Genomic DNA, 16,054 nt, shown 5'->3' with positions numbered 1-16,054 from the left:
AGATTGTCGCTGCAACCCACTGTGTGGAATCAGCTTGCGGCACCTTCAGCTGAAGTTTAGCCGGACACTAGTGACCCTCCCCCAGTCTTTTTTGGAGGAGGGTGGGCCGGTGGTGCCGGCCCGGGTGGGGGCCGCCCGCGATCTCCGCCCCCCACGCCTCGACCATCCGCGCCCAATCTCCTCCTCAAAAAAACGCAGATGAACTCAGCACGGGCGCAACCTTCGGCCTGGGCCCGCCGCTTGGCAAAAAAGAAAGCTCCCCGTGGACCGTGTCCCGGGGAGCTTCTCTACAGATGGTTCGGTCGATAAAAACCGCCAGCAATCCTACTCGCGCTGCGCGGGGCTCACGCTGGCCTCGATCAGGCGCCGCAGGTCGGTGCCGCGCGCCAGCAGGCTTTCCGTCATCGGCTCAATGGCGATCATCTGCCGCCGCAGAAGCTCCTCGTACGCGCGAAGCTGCCGCGCCACGGACTCCTGCCGCAGCACGCCCTGCTCCACGTTGATGAAGCGCGCCTGAATCTGCGCCAGCTCCCGGTCCAGCGACCGCAGCCGCTGCGCGTCGCCCTGCCGGCGCGCAGCCTCCACCTCGGCCGGAATGCGCTCCGCCCGCGCCGCGATGGTGCGCAGCTCCGGATCGGCCTCGTCCATTCCGTCCTTGATGGCACGCATCAGCGCGTCGCGGCGCGCGCGCAGCGCGGGATTTTCCAGCGCTGCCTCGTGCACCCGCTGCAGCCGCACGCTGATGCGCTGCAGCTCGGTGTACCACCCGCGCGCCGCGGCGCCGGCCGTGGCACCCGGCGCCGAAGGAGCGGGCACCGCGGTGGACATCGGCCGCACCTGGGCATACGCGGGAAGCGCGACAAGGCAGACGGCCAGTGCGGCCGCCCGTACGGAACCCACCACATCCACTCCGTTGCTGTTCAGCCGGACCCGTTCCGGCGGCGAGCGCCGCGAACCCTTCCCCGGGCCGCGGCGCTCGTGTACAACCCCGCAGGCCGCCGGGAGTTTCACCCCGCCGCCCGCTATCCCCGTACGGAGACCCGGCTTGGGCCCGGTCAGCGCCGTCCCGCGCCCGTGCTGTCCGGCGCGGCCGGCGGCGTGGGCTCCACCGGCGTCCCGATCACCCGCGGCTCGCGGCGCGGCTCCTCCGTCGGCGTCGGCCGCGGCTCCGGCGGAAGCGGCGTCTCCGGACGCGGCGCGGGCGGGGGCGTCTCACGCGGGCGCGGCGGCGCGGGCGTGGCGGGCAGCGGGTACGCGGGATACGTGGTCGTGGGGCGCGGTGCGGGCGCCGGCAGCTCCACGCTCCCCGGCAGCGGCGAGGTCAGCGAATCGCCGCGGCGGCGACGCTCCTCCAGCTCCGGGAAGTTGATACCGCGCTCGCGCAGGTCGCCCAGTCCCACCGTGTCGGGGTTGTAGCCCGTCGTCGAATAGTCCGAGTACGGCTCCACCGTGTAGGCGCCCATCTCTTCGTCCATCCACGCCGTGTCCATCGGCATCCCCGCGTACTGCCCGGAATCGCACATTCCCGGCGCGGGGGGCGATCCCACGAAGTACTCCGTGTAGGTGGCGCCCTTGGCGGGGCAGCCGGCCTGCACGGGAATCCCCGTCACCCGGTCCACCGTTTCCGTCGCCACCCCGCGCGGCGGCGCCCAGGCCGCGGGAACGCGGCGGGTCTGGTACACGCGGTTCATGATGCGCCCCCACACCGGCGCCGCGATGGTGCCGCCGGACGCGCCCGCGACGATGGTCTGCGGCTTGTCCATGCCGAACCACACGGCGCCCACCAGGTCCGGCGTGTACCCCACGAACCAGATGTCCGTGGCGCCGTTGGTCGTTCCCGTCTTGCCCGCCGCCGGTCCGCGGAAGCCCGCGGCGCGCACCGGCGTTCCCGTGCCCCGGTCCACCACGTCGCGCAGCATGCTGGTGAGCACGAAGGCGGTGGCGGGGTCAATGACCTGCGCCGTCCTGGGCTCCGCGCGGTACAGCACCTCGCCCGCGCTGTCCTCCACCCGCTCGATCACGTACGGCGTGGGCACCGAGCCGCCGTTGGCGAACCCCGCGTAGGCGCTCACCAGTTCGATCGGCCGCACCTCCGCCGAGCCCAGCGCCGTCGACGGGTTGTTGCCGATGGGCGTCTTGATCCCCATCTCCCGCGCCGTCTGGATCACCGCGCCCATCCCCACCTGCTGCGCCAGCTGGACCGTCACCGTGTTCTTGGAGCGGGTGAGCGCGTCGCGCACGGTGATGGGCCCGTCATAGCGGCCGGTGTAGTTCTTGGGCTGCCACGGCCGCCCGCCCGCGATCTGGATGGTGACCGGCGCGTCGTTGAAGCGCGTCGTGGGCTGCACGCTCTGCTCCAGCCCCGTCAGATAGACGAACGGCTTGAAGGCCGAGCCAGGCTGGCGCAGCCCCTGGTACACGCGGTCGAACTGGCTGTCACCGTAGTCGCGGCCGCCCACCAGCGCGCGCACCGCCCCGGTCTGCGCCTCCATCACCACGGCGAAGCCCTGCAGGTACGTGGTCACCCCGTCCTCCTGCTCCCCCTTGGCCGCGGGGTACCCGGGATGGCGGTACGCGCCGAACTTTCCATCCTCGATCGCGTCCGCCTGGCGCGCCACTTCCTCTTCCGAGGCCTTCTGCGCAACCGGGTCCAGCGTGGTGTACACCCGCAGGCCGGAGCCGCGCAACTCCGGGCCCACCAGCTCTTCCAACTCGCGCCGCACGCGCTCCTGAAAGTAGCTCCCCTGCTGCCCCGTGGGCTTCTTGCGCCGCGCCACCCGCACCGGGGTGTCGCGCGCCTCCTGCGCCTGTTCCGGCGTGATGTACCCCGACTTGGCCATTTCGCGCAGCACCAGGTCGCGGCGGGTGCGGGCGGCCTCGCGGTTTTCGCGCGGGTTGATGCGCGACGGCGACTGCGGCAGCCCGCCGATGAGCGCGGCCTCGGCGATGGTCAGGTCGTGCGCCGGCTTGCCGAAGTACGTCTGCGCGGCGGCGTCCACCCCGTACGCGCCCTCGCCCAGGTAGATGTGGTTCAGGTACAGCTCCATGATCTTGTCCTTGCCGAAGGCGCGCTCGATCTGCCGCGCCACCCGCACCTCCAGGATCTTTCGCCGGAACGACCGTTCCCGGTAGTTGAGCTTGTCGGGGAACAGGTTGCGGGCGAGCTGCATGGTGATGGTGCTGCCGCCCTCCTCCACCCCGCCCGCCTTGACGTTGCGGAACAGCGCGCCCATGAAGCGCTTCCAGTCCACCCCGCCGTGGCTGTAAAAACGGCGGTCCTCAACCGCGAGGACCGCCTTGGGCAGATAGTCGGGCATGGAGTCCAGCGGCACCACGTGGCGTGCGGCGCCGGCCAGCGTTCCCATGGGCTTTTCGTTCACGTCAAAGAGCTCGGTGCCCTCCGCCTGGTACTTCACCAGGTCGCTGACGGGGGCGCAGCCGCCCATGCCGCACGGCGCAAACCAGAGCCAGACGAAGGCGCCCACCCCCAGCGCGACAAGGATTCCAAAGGCCGTAAGCAGCTTGCGTCGCATGTCGATTCTGGAGATGGGGCATGGGGCGTCAGGGCTTTCGTCCGCCCTCCGCGCCCGGAGTGACATAGTCTTCCGGCCGGGGCACGCGCGGCTGGCCGGGGAACACGGGCCGTCCCGGAAGCTCGGGGGTGGGGTCCACGAAGATCATGGGCGCCGCCTCGCGCACGGGGCACCCCACCTCGGGAAGGTGGCGCGCGGAGAACAGGTCCTCCGTGCCGCCGCCGCACTCCGAGCTCAGCACCATGCGGCCGGAAAAGCGCCGCTCCACCACGTCGGAGGGGCGCGGCCAGGCCGCCGGAGGCTTCCGGTTTGCGTACGCCGTACGCATAACCCGCGCCCATACCGGCACCGCCATGGTGCCGCCCGTGGCCCCGCTCATGATGGTGTGCGGGTTGTCGAAGCCCACCCACACGCCCGCCAGCAGGTCCGGCGTGTATCCGACGAACCAGATGTCCGCCGCGTCATTCGTCGTTCCCGTCTTGCCCGCCGCGGGGACGTCGTAGCTGAGCCCCGTGGCGTCGTCGCGGGCCAGCGTTCCCGTCCCCCGGTCCACCACTTCGCGCAGCATGTCGGTCATGATCCATGCGATGCCGGGGTCCATGGCCCGGCGCGGCGGCGGCGCCGGCTCCCACAGCACCCGTCCCCGGTGGTCGTCCACGCGCTGCACGTACCGCGGCTCCACCCGCCATCCGCCGTTGCCGAACGACGAGTAGGCGCTGATCAGGTCCACGGGATACACGCCGGCGCTGCCGATGTAGACGGACGGATAGCCCGGAATGCGGCTGCGGATTCCCGTGCGCGCCACCAGGTCGCGCAGCTTGGCGATCCCCGTCTCGCGCCCCAGGCGGATGGTGGCCAGGTTGCGCGAGTTGCGCAGCGCCGACCGCAGCGACGTCCATCCGCCGTAGGTGCCGTCGTAGTTCTTGGGGGTCCACACCCCGTTGCCGTCGGCGATGCTGAGCGGCCCGTCGCTGATGCCCGACAGCGGCGAGCGGCCGTTTTCCAGCGCGGCGGCGTACACGAACGGCTTGAAGGAGGAGCCCGGCTGCCGCTGCGCCTGCGTGGCGCGGTTGAACTGCGACTGCCGGAAGTCGCGGCCGCCCACCATCGCCCGGATCAGCCCGCTGCGCGGATCCATGACGACCACGAGTCCCTGCAGATACGGCGTGTGCGTCACCGACTGCCCGGGACGCAGCCCGGCGGTGAAGCTGGCGTACGTGGGCCCGCTGAAGCCGCCGTACTCGCCCTTTTCAATGCGCTCGAGCTGGTTTTCAAGCCCCTGCTCGGCCTGGGCCTGCAGGACGGGGTCGATGCCGGTGTGAATGCGCAGGCCGCCGGTGTACAGCAGTTCGCCGAACTGGTCTTCCAGTTCGCGGCGCACCGTTTCCACGAAGTACGGGGCCTTGAAGGCGCCGCCCGGAGGCGACAGGGCCAGCGGGGTGCGCTGGCCCTCTTCCAGCTGCGCGGCGGTGATGAGACCCGCGTCGTGCATGGCCTCAAGCACGCGGTTGCGGCGGCGCTCGCTGCGTTCCGGGTGCTGGCGGGGATTGTACGCCGTGGGCGCCTGCGGAAGGCCGGCCAGGGTGGCGGCCTCCAGGTAGTTGAGCTCGCGCGCGCTCTTGCCGAAGTAGGTGCGCGCGGCCGCCTCCACCCCGTACGCGCCGGCGCCCAGGTAGATGTGGTTCAGGTACAGTTCCAGAATGCGGCGCTTGTCAAAACGGCGCTCCATCTGCATGGCCAGCTTGATTTCGGCCACCTTGCGGCGCACGCTCTTTTCATCGGCCGGCAGCTGCTGCGGGAACAGGTTGCGGGCCAGCTGCATGCTGATGGTGCTGCCGCCCGGGCCGCCCCAGCCGCGGATGACGTTGTCGCGCACGGCGGCCACCATGCGGCGCAGGTCCACGCCCTCGTGCTCAAAGAAGCGCCGGTCCTCGATCGCCACGAACGACATGTAGACGATCCTGGGCAGCGAATCGATGTCCACCAGGGTGCGGCGCTCGCGGTAGAACTGGCCCAGCACGCCGCCGCGCGCGTCCAGAACCAGGCTGGCCTGGCGCGGGGCAAAGCTGGCCACCTGTTCGGCGTTGGGGCAGGTGCCGGCGCAGGCGCGGGTCCACGCCGCGGTAATGCCGCCGGTGCCGCACGCGGCCAGCCCCAGCACGCCCAGGCCAATCACCAGCTTGCGCTCCGCGGGGTTGCGCCAGGCGCCGCGCAGGCGGGCCCAGGCGCTCATTGTCCGCTGCTTCCACAGCCCCGGGGCCGTGTACTTCTTCCACTCAGTCGCCACCGCTCGTCCACCGTGCGGGTAAGTCGTTCCGGTTCAACGCGGATATAGATTATCGGTCCGGGGCGGGGCGGGGAAGGGTGGTGTGGCCTCGGGACGTGCGGTTTGGCGGGTTTCGGGGGATGAACTGCCGTTTCGCACGGAGGTCACGGAGGATGCACGGAGGGCACGGAGGAGTTCGGCGCGGCGGCGGGCCTCGCGGCGCTTCGGTGGCTAGTAGAAGATCCGCACGATGCCGAGGTCCGACGCCCGCAGCACCACGAACGGGTTGCGGGAATGCGCGACGCCCTGGATGGTGACGCTGCCGTCCGCGTTGTTCGACACGCGGAGTTCGGACCCGCTCTCTCGTTCGGGCAGAAGGCTGACCGTGTAGTACGGACCCAGCCGCAGCACGGTCGCGGTGTAGTGGCCCTCGCGGTGCCCGGCCCAAGTGGGGTCGCCACGGCGGATTTCGGGGATGACGACGTCCAGCACGGCTTGGCAGACGGAGTCGTCGCGTACGACGTACGTCGTGTCCGCCGGGGCGAGGGGGGTGATCTCCGGCCCGCGGTTCCGGGCGGTTTCGGGATCCGCGGAAAAGGTCGCGGCGATCGCGGGGAGCTCTTCATCCGCGTCCGGCGGCGTTCGCGAGCAGCCCTGCGCCTCCGCGGCCGCCGGCGCGAGCAGAAGGAGGATCAGCGGCGCGATTCTCATCATCATGGATCGGCGGTGCGGCGGTTTGGGGTGATGGGAGAACGCGCGGCGGTTGGCTTCCTCCGTCCGGCCGATCAGGAACAGCGGGTCGAGCTTCGCCATCCCTGCGCGCCGTGCCGGATCCCCGGTCTCACGATCGCCGGAAAGGTGGTTCGGCCGCCCGGAGTGCACACCCCGCCACATCGCGCACCGTCTGCGGTTCGGCCGGATCGTCACGGACGCGCCGCAGGGTCGTGGCGATCTCGTCCTGAAAGCCGGGAGGCATGGGGGCGGTGTATGACCACGTCCCGTCATAGTCGATTGTGGGAATGCAGTACGGGCCGACCGGCCGGGCCAGGAGTTCCGAAAAGAAAGGACGCAGCCCGATGTTGTAATTCATCTGTGCCAGAGCAACCTGCATGGCGAACACGCGCGCCAGCGGCGGCGCGCCGCGGTCCGCGACCATGGCCAGGGCGGTGCGCAGGAGCAGCGGGTGCTGTACCTGCAGAAACGGGTACTGCATGATCTCCACGAGCTCCGCGCCCAAAGTACCCTGAATCTCCGGCATTTTCTGCAGGACGGAGTTGAGCGCGACCGCTCCCGCCTCACCGCACCAGTGTACCACCGGGCCCATGAAGGCGCGGGTAAAGGCTTCGGAACCGGGCGGGGCATCCAGGTCAGTGACGGCCTTCCTGCATTCCGCCGCGGACGGCAGAGGCCCCGGCATGCCCTGTGTCCATGCGCCGGCCACCGGCCATCCGAGCGCGGCGGCGAGTACGGCGGTCATGATCGTGCGCATGGGGCTGTTCATCGCGAAAAAGGGAATGTGGATGTGCGGTGGACGATCCCAGAACGCGCGACGTGCGCCGCGCGGGACGACGTGCGGCCGCATGGCGGCATCGTTCTTTGTCTCCGAATCCTGCAAGCCGTCGACGGGGCAGTGCGGGGTGGCGGGCGCGGGGATTGCGACCGGGGCGCCCCGAACCGCAACCAGGAGGACGCATGCAGGATCGTGAAAGCCAGAGCCCGGTGAACCCCGGCATCGTGGAGCAGGGGCTGGACCGGCAGGAAGAAATGAATGCCGGCGAGGTGGATACCACCGACGGCATCCGCGGCGGCCCCGTGCGCGAGCGCGAGCGTCCGGACGGCGGGCAGATCACGCAGCGCGAGGCATTCAGCGAGCCCGGGCAGACCGGCCGCGAAGGCGCCCTGAACGGCGCGCGCTCCGGAGGAATGGAGAATCGCACGGACCAGAGCGATCCCATGCCCGGCACGTCCGCCAACCCCAACCACGCCGCCTCGCGCGACAACCCGGCCCCCGGCGGCGGCCTGAGCTGATCGTCCGCTGGCGGGTGATGAACGGCGGCCCACGCACGCTTCGGCCTGCGCGGGCCGCTCCGCGCCCGCCCGAGAACGCACCAACTCGACGTGCAGACGAACCGCCTTGAGAGTGCGCCGGAAACCGTGGCTGTCATCGTCGGCAGGATGACGACGTATCAGCGGCTGTGCCGCACCCCACGCCCCACGCCCCACGGCCCCGCCCCCGCCCAGCGGCCGACGCCCCGCGGCCCACGGCCCGCGGCCATGACTCACGCCCCGCGCCCGGCGGCCCACGGCCCACGCCCACGCCCAGCGGCCGACGCCTCGCGGCCCACGGCCCACGGCCCGCGCCCATGGCTCACGCCCCCGCGCCCGACGGCCCACCGCCCACGGCCCCACGCCCATGGCGTCATCCTGAGAGAGCGTGCTCCGCCCTTTCCGCCGCGCCGAACCCTGCGCGACCGAAGGATCTACTCTCCGCCGAGCCAACGCCGCGTGACGCACGCCCGTTCTCGCGGGGAAAGCAGATCCTTCGGCGGCGCCAAATTGCGGCGCGGCAGACCTATCCACCGGCGCCTCCTCAGGATGGGCGTTGGGCGTAGCACGTGGCTGACGCCCCTTTGTCGTGAGATGGCGGTGACGAGGCTGGTGCATGAAAACGAAAAGGCAGGCGCGGCATCATTGGCCGCGCCTGCCTCCATCGACAGCACTCTTCCGGACAGCGGCGGCTCAGGCCAGGCGGCGCAGAAGATCGTTGACGTGCGCGAACCACTCGGTGGGATCCGTCTCCTCCCACAGTTCCCGCAGCTCCGAATCCGTGCGGACGCGCTCCACCGCGGCGTGCGCGCGGCCGGTGAGCTCCGGCGACGGCAGCGGGCTCGCGCCGGCGATCCAGTCCTCGATCTCACCCGGCAGATCGGCGGCGGGATGGTTGTTGAGGGCGGCCACCACCTCCGCCGCGGCGAGCGCCACGGAGGCCGCGGGCGCCTCCACCGACTCGGCCGCCGCGCCGCTCAGCGCCGCATCCAGCGCATTGGGATCCTTGGACCCCGCCAGATCCGCCAGCCAGTCCACCGCGTCGTCGTTGTCAAACACTCCGGCTCCCCACGCACCCATCCGCACCCTCACCCGTGTTGGTTTCCGTTGATGGCAATCCGTCCGCCGCCGCGTCCCGCAGGGCGAAGTGCAGACGCTGCATCAGGTACAGCATGTAGCGGTCCGGCTTCTCCGCGCGCGCGCGTCCTCCACCTTCCCCGCCACGACCGCGACCACGGCGATCGCGACCCACCACAGCGCCCACGTCTCACCCGTGAAGCACGCCAGCAGCACGCCCCCGGTCATGCCCAGCGCGAGCGCGTGGTGGTACCATCCGTAGCCGCACGTCGCGTGGACGATGCTTCCCCCGTCCGGCAGGGCGGATACCGACCCGCGCAGCTCCGGCGTGCCGCTTTCGCCGGAGGTCCAGCGCGTGACAAAGCGGATCCGGAACTCATCGCCCCTCTGCCGCATGTCCACCCGCGAGTAGCGCCGCTTCCAGTTGGGATGACCTTCATCCGGCTCGCGGACGGCGTCGGCTTCCGCCACGATCGCGCGGAGCACGGCATCAGGCGGAGCGGCGGCCGCACGCGAGGTGCGCAGCATGGCGGGATCAGACCTCCACGGGCCCGTCCAGAACCGACCGGCGCAGGCGGGTAAGGCGGGCCATGATGAAGCTGGCGATCACCTGCGCGCCGAACACCGCGCCCACGAGCACCGCCGGATCGGTGCGCAGCCCGATGTAGTACACCGCGGCCCCCGTGGCCAGGATCGATCCCGCGATGCCCAGGCCCAGCCGCCCGCGCCGGCCCGTCAGCCGGTGGACGGCCATGGGCGTCAGCAGCACGGCGGATCCAATTCCCGCCACCACCAGCCGCATGTCTTCATCCATCACCCCGCGCCCCGCCACCACCCACGCTCCGGCGAACAAGCCCATGACCGCGAGCGTCAGGGTGAAGTCCCAGAGCGCGTAGGCAAAGCGGCGCATCACCCCCGGGCGGCGCGGCGCGGCCGGCGGCTCCCCGGCGGGCGCGTACGGCTGCGCGGGCGCGTAGACCGCGGGTGCGTACGCGGGGCGCGGCCGCTCCGGTGCAAACATCTGCGTGGCCTGGTCCTCGTCCGGCTCCACGGAAACGGCGGCGGCCAGCGGCGCGCGTGCACGGGGAACGACGGGAGCGGCGAACGGCGCGGAGGGCGCGGTTACGGTCACGGTGGATTCCACCGCGCGCGGCCGCGGAACCGTCGGCGCGGAGCCGGGCACCCGCGACAGCGCCTCGGCGAACTCGGTACAGTCCGCGAACCGGGCGCGCGGGTCCAGCTCCAGCGCGGTGAGCAGCGCGTCCGCCGCCACGCGGGGCAGCCCGGGCGCGCGCCCCGCCAGCAGGCGCGCGGCCTCCATCGCCTCCGTGCACATCCGCTCCGGATCGGTGGAGGTGAACGGCCGGTAGCCCGTGACCAGGTAGTAGCCCACCGCCCCCAGGCTGAACACGTCCGACGCGGGGACGATGCGGTCGTCGCCGCGCATCTGCTCCGGCGAGGCGTACGCGGGGGAGAACGGCGCGCGGCCGTACTCCGTCAACTGCGTCGTACCCTCTTCTCCCGCCACCTGCGCGATGCCGAAGTCCAGCACGCGGACGTGCGGCTCGTCGGCGTGGTCGCTTTCCTCCATGAACAGGTTGCCCGGCTTGACGTCGCGGTGCACCAGCCCCGCGCGGTGGCCGGCGGCCAGCCCGCGCGCGGCCTGCCGCAGGATGGAAAGCGCGGTGTGCATGGGCGGCGGGCCGGAGCGGGCCAGGCGGCTGGCCAGGTCTTCGCCCCGCAGCAGTTCCATCACCAGGTAGTCCAGCCCCAGCTCCGGGTCTGCCCCGAAGTCGTAGACCGACACCACGTTGGGGTGATGAAGCCCGGCGGCGGCGCGCGCCTCGCGAAGAAAGCGGGCCTGCAGGCGCTCGTGCTCGCGGGGCTCGTGCGCCACGATGCCGATCACCTTTACGGCCACGGCGCGGCCCAGGCGCTCGTCGGCGGCGCGGTACACCGCGCCCATGCCGCCCCGCCCCACGATCGCCTCGATCCGGTAGCGTCCGCCCAGGACGCGGCCGTTCAGCAGCCCCGCGATTCCGTACATCCCTTTGCAGTCTCCGTGGTGCACCTCAATCCCGCCGCCTCGTCCAGAGGCTTGCGCGTACGACAGTTACGCGCGGCGGTACCCATCGGTTTCCGGCTCACCCCACGCGGACGGTCCGCCATCCGCTTGCCGACACGCCCGTCAACTCCACCCCGGCCCCGAACGTCAGGCCGAACAGCAGAATGGGGATGACAATCGCCAGCGGGGCCGTGGTCCATAGCACCGCGGCCCGCGTGCGCCCGCGCCGCCACGCAATCCACGCCATCACCGCGCACCCGATGGGAAGCAGCGGATACGCGATCACCGCGGCCATGATCAGCTTGATCCACAGCGGCTCGCTCTGCGCGCCTTCCAGAAAGCTGGCCACCACGATCCACGGCAGCAGCGACGCAAGGCTGATCAGCTGCGTCGCGATCAGGTACACGAGCGCGCCGGTAGATCGGCGGCCGGGGAGAGCGGCGGTGGTCATGATGATGGCGGGAACACGGAAAGGCGGGGCCCGGCCCGTGAATCTACACGGATACCGGCCGCGCGTCACCGGCTTTCCGCGCTCCGCATCCACCGAGGAAAAGATGACGGATGGATGGGCGGAGTCCGGCGCGGCGGCGGGCGGCCCTCTCTCCCCGGCCCTCTCTCCCGCAAGCGGGAGAGAGGGAGACCAAAGCGCGTCGGCCGTCGCCGGCACCGGTCCGCGGCTTTGATTGGCCGAGCGGTTGAAAGCGCGGGTCGGGTGCGCTTCGGCGGAGTTCGGCGCGGCGGCGGGCAGCCCTCTCTCCCCGGCCCTCTCTCCCGCAAGCGGGAGAAAGGGAGACCTCAGCGCGTGGGCCGTCGCCGGCACCGGTCCGCGGCATCGGTGTGGAGGACGGAAGCGGCGGAGGTCCAGTGGAGCGGCGGGTGATCGAATCAGACGGCGAGTTCCGCGGACGGGGACGCGGCGGCGAGGGCGGCCCGGAGCTGGTCGCCGGCGCGCTCGGGGCGGGCGCGGGTGGCGCGCACCTCGGGGGTGCCGTGCCAGCGCGCGCAGGCCAGCAGCGCGCCCGCGACATCCGCGGCGGCGGCATCCGTAAAGCGCGTGCCCGGCTCCAGATACAGCGCGCGCACCTCGAACACGCCTTCCGCGCGGTGCGCCTTGGCGTCCATCCGCCCGATCAGCGCGCCGCGGCGGAGAATGGGGAGCACGTAGTAGCCGTACACCCGCTTGGGAGCCGGCGTGTAGCACTCCAACCGGTAATCGAACCCGAACAGCTCGCTGGCGCGTGCCCGGTCCCACACCACGGGATCAAACGGCGACAGCAGCGTTGTCAGTGTCGGCTTCAGTGCGCCTTCCGCCGCGGCGCGGGCGGCGTCCGCGTGGTCGGGGTGGATGTAGACCGGCTCCTTCCAGCCCTCCACGCGCGCCTGCAGCAGCGCGCCCTCCGCCGCGAGGCGGGCGGGAAGGGCGCGGGTCGGGGTGCGGTTCATCCGGAAGTAGTCCGCCACCCAACCCGCCTTGGCGACACCCAGCGCACGCACCGCGTTCAGCGCCAGCGTGCGCTGCACCTCCTCCGCTGGCGGAAGATGAGCGTCGTCCCACGCGGGATACACACGTTCGCGGACATCGTAGATGCGCTGAAAGCCGTCCCGCCGGGCAATCATCAGTTCGCCGGCGGTGAACAGGCCTTCCAGCATGCGCTTTTCCGGCTTCCAGTCCCACCACGTTCCCGCGGGCTGCTCGCGCTCGAAGTCCGTGGAGCGGACGGGCCCGTGCTCGCGCACGCTCTGCAGAAGGCGCGCGGCCTGTTCGCCGTGCTCCCGCATGAACGCGGGGCGGTACCGCCATCCGGCCCACTCCACGTTCAGCATGCGGTGGCGGTACAGCGCGTAGTCTTCAATGGGGAGAAAGCAGGCTTCGTGTGACCAGTATTCGAACAGTGCCCCGTCCTGAAGCAGTTCATCCAGCCAGCGCGGTTCGTAGTCGCCCAGCCGCGACCAGAGCACCATGTACGGGCTGCGCGCCACCACGGAAATGGTGTCGATCTGCAGCGCGCGCATGCGGCGGATGGCGGCGAGCACGTCCGGCTTGCGTGCCCGGCGGCGCGGGCGCCGGTCCAGCCCCTGCGCGTGCAGCAGAAGCGCGCGGGCGGCGGAAAGGGAAAGGTGCAGATCGGTCATCGGTGGCGTGGAGACGTGCGCGGGCGGGGTGGATTCGGCATGCGGGTGGCGAGATGCAAAACGCGCCCCGGAACAAGGTTCCGATGCGCGTTACGCTCTGTACCGTCAGTGTCGGCGAAAGAAAGGCGGTGTACCGCGCTTCTCCCGGTTCAGTTGTGGGCGTGCCCCAGCGAATCTACGCGGGTGGCGCAGTACCGGCACAGCAGCAGCGGCCGGCACAGCGTGCGGTTGTACTTCTTCTTCCTGCACCGCGGGCAGGGAGGCGTCATCATGTGGCGGCCCGCGGGAAGCATGGCGGCCAGAAGCAGCAGCGAACCGATCAGTGCAGCAGTCATGTGGATCAACTACGAGGAGCGTTTTTCATCAGGATCGTGCGACCGTATTCACAGACCATGCCAACACGCACGCTCTTTACCGGCCGCAGGAGGACACCTGTTACAACCCGGTACCAACCTAACGAATGATCCGTCCCGGGACAATCAGATCACCCAAATTCCCTAAAACTGCTACAGCGGGCCGTTCCAGCGATGCCGGGCAGCGCGGGCCGCGTGTGTTCCCCGGAGTGCTTTCGCGGAGTGCTTTCGCGGACTCCGGTCGTATACAAGAAGGACGACCTACGGACCGCCAGGTCACATAAGTCGTCCACTCGCAAGCATTTGTCGGTAAACGAATGTCGTTCAGACCGCCGCGCGGGGCACGGCGGACCGGACATCGCGATCAGCCGGGCGTGGCTTCCCGTCCCGTCGCTTCCTGCACGGCGATGCGAAACAGCACCTGCCGGTGCGGCGCGGGATCGTCGGGCGTGAGCGTGTCGGGAATCAGCGACCGTAGCAGCTCCACGCCGCGGTGCCATTCCGTCTGCTCCCACTCGGCGCCGTGCTCGTCCATGGGATAGAAGCCGCCATGAACAACCACGCTGCGCCATTGAAAGATGCCCTCCACCTCATCCACCTCGAACGCGACGGGCCACCACTCGTCGCCGGTGGCCTGCAGCTTGGCGCCGTGCGAGGTGCGGCCGTAGAGCCACCCGTCGGCAAAGACGTAGTGCAGCGGCTCGATGTCCACGCGGTTCTGCCGGGAGAACGCCAGGCGGCCCACGTGGTTGCGGCTCAGGATGGCTTCGCACTCGTCGCGGTCGAGCGCACGGATCTGCGGCTGGTTCATCGATTCCCCTCTGAATGACGATCACGGTCCAACGGCTTTCGAGCTGTGTGCAAACTATGCCCGTTGGAGGTGATAGCAGTCGGGGAGGATGATGGGGTGTGAGGGGAGTTTTCCTCATCCGGCGGATGGGTTGCTCGGGGAGGGGGATCTCAGCTTGTCCGCGGCTGTGGCCCTCACCCCGCGTGCTGCGCACGACGACCCTCTCCCACGAACGGATGTGGGAGAGGGAGCACACCCCAGTGCCGTGTGTTGCGGACGGGGCGGCGCGGGCGGGGGCTTGGAGGCCCCTCCCCCGGCCCCCATAGGCGCGAACTTAAGCCATATCGAGCCCTCTTAGCCCCGTATTTTTACATTCACGGTGGCGCAAAGCTGGCGAAATCTGGTCGAATTAGCCGTCGCGAATAAACTTTGCAAAATAAAGTTGACGCCTATGCCCCCGGCCCCTCCCCGTGCAAACTGCCGCACGGAGAGGGGAGCAAGACAAACTCAACTTGGATCGGATGGTGCGGCGCGGTCGGAGAAGGCCCCCTCCCCCCAGCCCCCTCCACCCGCTCCGCGGGAGAGGGGGGAGCCGTTCAGCGCGGCGGCGAACGCGGCTCGCGTCGCGCACGCCGTCTGGTTCGTTGCAGGCGAAGCCCCGAACGACGCGCAAATCGCGCCCTGTCGGGGCTTTCCGCTGTTGGGGCGGCGGATTCATTCGCTCAAGAGAGCTTGGCACGATGAGATCCTGGGGCAACGGCCGCGTTTTCCGCCCGCCCTAACCCTCCCCCAGTCTTTTTTGGGGGAGGGTGGGCGAGTAGTACGAGCCCGGGTGGGGGCCGCCCTGGAGCCCGCGATCTAGGTGAGGCCTCCCATGGCGACTCGGCAGTGCCCCCTGCAACGAAGAACGGCCCGGCATGAGGGCCGGGCCGTTCTCATCGATCATTCACCAACCCGCCGGTCAGGCTTCTTCGCCGAAGTCCAGGTTCAGGGGGCGGATCTGGCAGTGCTCGCCGCAGCCGAAGCGGTAGCGGTTGCGCGCGAACCACTTGTAGAACCGCGCGAACAGCCCGCCGAAGCCGGGTACGCTGAACGCCCACCCGAATACGCCGCCGAAGGGGAGGATCTCCAGCAGCTTCTCCACCGCGTCGCCGCCCTGCCACGTCTGCCCGCCCGGCCCCACCAACTGCATGGCGTCGGCGTAGGCGCTGGACGGAATCCAGGGAAAGCGGTCCAGTACCGTCGTGTTCTGAAAGGGAATCAGCTCCAGCTGCCGCTTCTTGTCCCACGCGGTCAGCAGCTTCACCAGACGCCCGCACACTTTGCAGGCGCCGTCATAGACGACCGTGTACGGCCGCCCCTGTCCCGCCGCGGCGCTCTGCACGCCGCCAAAGTTGAAGTGCACCACGGGGATGCTCATGACGCTACCTCCACGCCCACCGTGGGCGGATTCTCGAACGTGCGCGTCACCGTGCACAGCCCGGCGGCGCGGGTGGCGGCCGCGCGGCGCTCCGCGGGAAGCGACGGCCACAGGATCTGCACATCCATCGCCCCCACGCGGTGCGGATCCTCCACGAAGCTCCAGCCGACTTCCAGCGCCAGGTCCTCGGCCGGGATCTTGGCGTGCAGCGCCCACGAGGCCAGCACGGAATGCGTGCACGTGGCCAGGCCGCTGGCCAGCATGTGGAACGGCGAATACTGCATCTCCGCCGAATCCGCCTCCACGGAGAGCGGGCCGGCCCCTCCGTCCAGGCGAATCCGCGAATCGGACAGCAATGTGATCTTCACTCG

The 16,054-nt window shown here is 70.3% G+C and carries 15 protein-coding genes; 1 reads left to right on the top strand and 14 read right to left on the bottom strand.

Features of this window, described 5'->3' with window-relative positions; genetic code table 11:
- Positions 1 to 324 precede the first annotated feature (324 nt).
- The 5 genes from HNQ61_RS25790 to HNQ61_RS25770 form a co-directional block, all read right to left on the bottom strand.
- Positions 325 to 900 carry a hypothetical protein gene (locus HNQ61_RS25790; protein WP_170034105.1) on the bottom strand — a complete coding sequence of 192 codons (576 nt, stop codon included), beginning with the start codon at positions 898 to 900 and terminating at the stop codon, positions 325 to 327.
- 155 nt (positions 901 to 1,055) lie between these two features.
- The gene (locus tag HNQ61_RS25785; RefSeq protein WP_170034107.1) at positions 1,056 to 3,533 is read right to left on the bottom strand and encodes a penicillin-binding protein 1A; all 2,478 of its coding nucleotides are present in this window, start codon (positions 3,531 to 3,533) and stop codon (positions 1,056 to 1,058) included.
- A 28-nt stretch (positions 3,534 to 3,561) separates the two neighbouring features.
- Positions 3,562 to 5,820: a PBP1A family penicillin-binding protein gene (locus HNQ61_RS25780; protein WP_170034109.1), complete on the bottom strand. Its 2,259-nt coding sequence runs from the start codon at positions 5,818 to 5,820 to the stop codon at positions 3,562 to 3,564.
- A 210-nt stretch (positions 5,821 to 6,030) separates the two neighbouring features.
- Entirely contained in the window at positions 6,031 to 6,612 is a 582-nt protein-coding gene (locus HNQ61_RS25775; RefSeq protein ID WP_170034111.1) for a hypothetical protein, read from the bottom strand.
- Positions 6,613 to 6,640: 28 nt separating this feature from the next.
- Positions 6,641 to 7,414, bottom strand: a complete 774-nt coding sequence (locus tag HNQ61_RS25770; protein ID WP_170034113.1) for a hypothetical protein — start codon at positions 7,412 to 7,414, stop codon at positions 6,641 to 6,643.
- Positions 7,415 to 7,491: 77 nt separating this feature from the next.
- Here HNQ61_RS25770 and HNQ61_RS25765 point away from each other — a divergent pair, with 77 nt between their 5' ends.
- On the top strand, positions 7,492 to 7,827 hold the full coding sequence (locus HNQ61_RS25765) for a hypothetical protein (protein ID WP_170034115.1): 336 nt from the start codon (positions 7,492 to 7,494) through the stop codon (positions 7,825 to 7,827).
- Positions 7,828 to 8,538: 711 nt separating this feature from the next.
- Here HNQ61_RS25765 and HNQ61_RS25760 read toward each other — a convergent pair.
- The 9 genes from HNQ61_RS25760 to HNQ61_RS25720 all read right to left on the bottom strand — a co-directional run bounded on the left by HNQ61_RS25760 (position 8,539) and on the right by HNQ61_RS25720 (position 16,051).
- Positions 8,539 to 8,925, bottom strand: coding sequence for a DUF4259 domain-containing protein (locus HNQ61_RS25760; protein ID WP_240978465.1), 387 nt, complete (start codon positions 8,923 to 8,925; stop codon positions 8,539 to 8,541).
- 81 nt (positions 8,926 to 9,006) lie between these two features.
- Positions 9,007 to 9,450, bottom strand: a complete 444-nt coding sequence (locus HNQ61_RS25755; RefSeq protein ID WP_221305284.1) for a hypothetical protein — start codon at positions 9,448 to 9,450, stop codon at positions 9,007 to 9,009.
- Between the two features lie 7 nt (positions 9,451 to 9,457).
- Positions 9,458 to 10,969, bottom strand: coding sequence for a serine/threonine-protein kinase (locus HNQ61_RS25750; RefSeq protein ID WP_170034121.1), 1,512 nt, complete (start codon positions 10,967 to 10,969; stop codon positions 9,458 to 9,460).
- 97 nt (positions 10,970 to 11,066) lie between these two features.
- Positions 11,067 to 11,438: a hypothetical protein gene (locus tag HNQ61_RS25745; RefSeq protein ID WP_170034123.1), complete on the bottom strand. Its 372-nt coding sequence runs from the start codon at positions 11,436 to 11,438 to the stop codon at positions 11,067 to 11,069.
- A 434-nt stretch (positions 11,439 to 11,872) separates the two neighbouring features.
- Positions 11,873 to 13,120, bottom strand: a complete 1,248-nt coding sequence (locus tag HNQ61_RS25740) for a winged helix-turn-helix domain-containing protein (protein ID WP_170034125.1) — start codon at positions 13,118 to 13,120, stop codon at positions 11,873 to 11,875.
- Between the two features lie 149 nt (positions 13,121 to 13,269).
- The gene (locus HNQ61_RS25735; protein WP_170034127.1) at positions 13,270 to 13,455 is read right to left on the bottom strand and encodes a hypothetical protein; all 186 of its coding nucleotides are present in this window, start codon (positions 13,453 to 13,455) and stop codon (positions 13,270 to 13,272) included.
- Between the two features lie 382 nt (positions 13,456 to 13,837).
- Positions 13,838 to 14,284 (bottom strand): pyridoxamine 5'-phosphate oxidase family protein, encoded by a 447-nt coding sequence (locus HNQ61_RS25730; protein WP_170034129.1) that lies wholly within the window; start codon positions 14,282 to 14,284, stop codon positions 13,838 to 13,840.
- A 940-nt stretch (positions 14,285 to 15,224) separates the two neighbouring features.
- Entirely contained in the window at positions 15,225 to 15,683 is a 459-nt protein-coding gene (locus HNQ61_RS25725) for a thiol-disulfide oxidoreductase DCC family protein (protein ID WP_170034131.1), read from the bottom strand.
- Positions 15,680 to 16,051, bottom strand: coding sequence for an OsmC family protein (locus tag HNQ61_RS25720; RefSeq protein WP_170034133.1), 372 nt, complete (start codon positions 16,049 to 16,051; stop codon positions 15,680 to 15,682). The genes HNQ61_RS25725 and HNQ61_RS25720 overlap by 4 nt, the downstream gene beginning before the upstream one ends.
- Between the last annotated feature and the right edge of the window lie 3 nt (positions 16,052 to 16,054).

Origin of the sequence: Longimicrobium terrae (assembly GCF_014202995.1) — a bacterium.
Classification (GTDB): Bacteria; Gemmatimonadota; Gemmatimonadetes; order Longimicrobiales; family Longimicrobiaceae; genus Longimicrobium; species Longimicrobium terrae.
This window is presented reverse-complemented; position numbering and strand designations above follow the sequence as displayed.

Coding starts and splice junctions, on each gene's coding strand:
- HNQ61_RS25740 (WP_170034125.1), bottom strand. CDS start 13,120: ATGACCGATCTGCACCTTTCCCTTTCCGCCGCCCGCGCGCTTCTGCTG.
- HNQ61_RS25760 (WP_240978465.1), bottom strand. CDS start 8,925: ATGGGTGCGTGGGGAGCCGGAGTGTTTGACAACGACGACGCGGTGGAC.
- HNQ61_RS25785 (WP_170034107.1), bottom strand. CDS start 3,533: ATGCGACGCAAGCTGCTTACGGCCTTTGGAATCCTTGTCGCGCTGGGG.
- HNQ61_RS25765 (WP_170034115.1), top strand. CDS start 7,492: ATGCAGGATCGTGAAAGCCAGAGCCCGGTGAACCCCGGCATCGTGGAG.
- HNQ61_RS25735 (WP_170034127.1), bottom strand. CDS start 13,455: ATGACTGCTGCACTGATCGGTTCGCTGCTGCTTCTGGCCGCCATGCTT.
- HNQ61_RS25730 (WP_170034129.1), bottom strand. CDS start 14,284: ATGAACCAGCCGCAGATCCGTGCGCTCGACCGCGACGAGTGCGAAGCC.
- HNQ61_RS25745 (WP_170034123.1), bottom strand. CDS start 11,438: ATGACCACCGCCGCTCTCCCCGGCCGCCGATCTACCGGCGCGCTCGTG.
- HNQ61_RS25725 (WP_170034131.1), bottom strand. CDS start 15,683: ATGAGCATCCCCGTGGTGCACTTCAACTTTGGCGGCGTGCAGAGCGCC.
- HNQ61_RS25755 (WP_221305284.1), bottom strand. CDS start 9,450: ATGCTGCGCACCTCGCGTGCGGCCGCCGCTCCGCCTGATGCCGTGCTC.
- HNQ61_RS25750 (WP_170034121.1), bottom strand. CDS start 10,969: ATGTACGGAATCGCGGGGCTGCTGAACGGCCGCGTCCTGGGCGGACGC.
- HNQ61_RS25775 (WP_170034111.1), bottom strand. CDS start 6,612: ATGGCGAAGCTCGACCCGCTGTTCCTGATCGGCCGGACGGAGGAAGCC.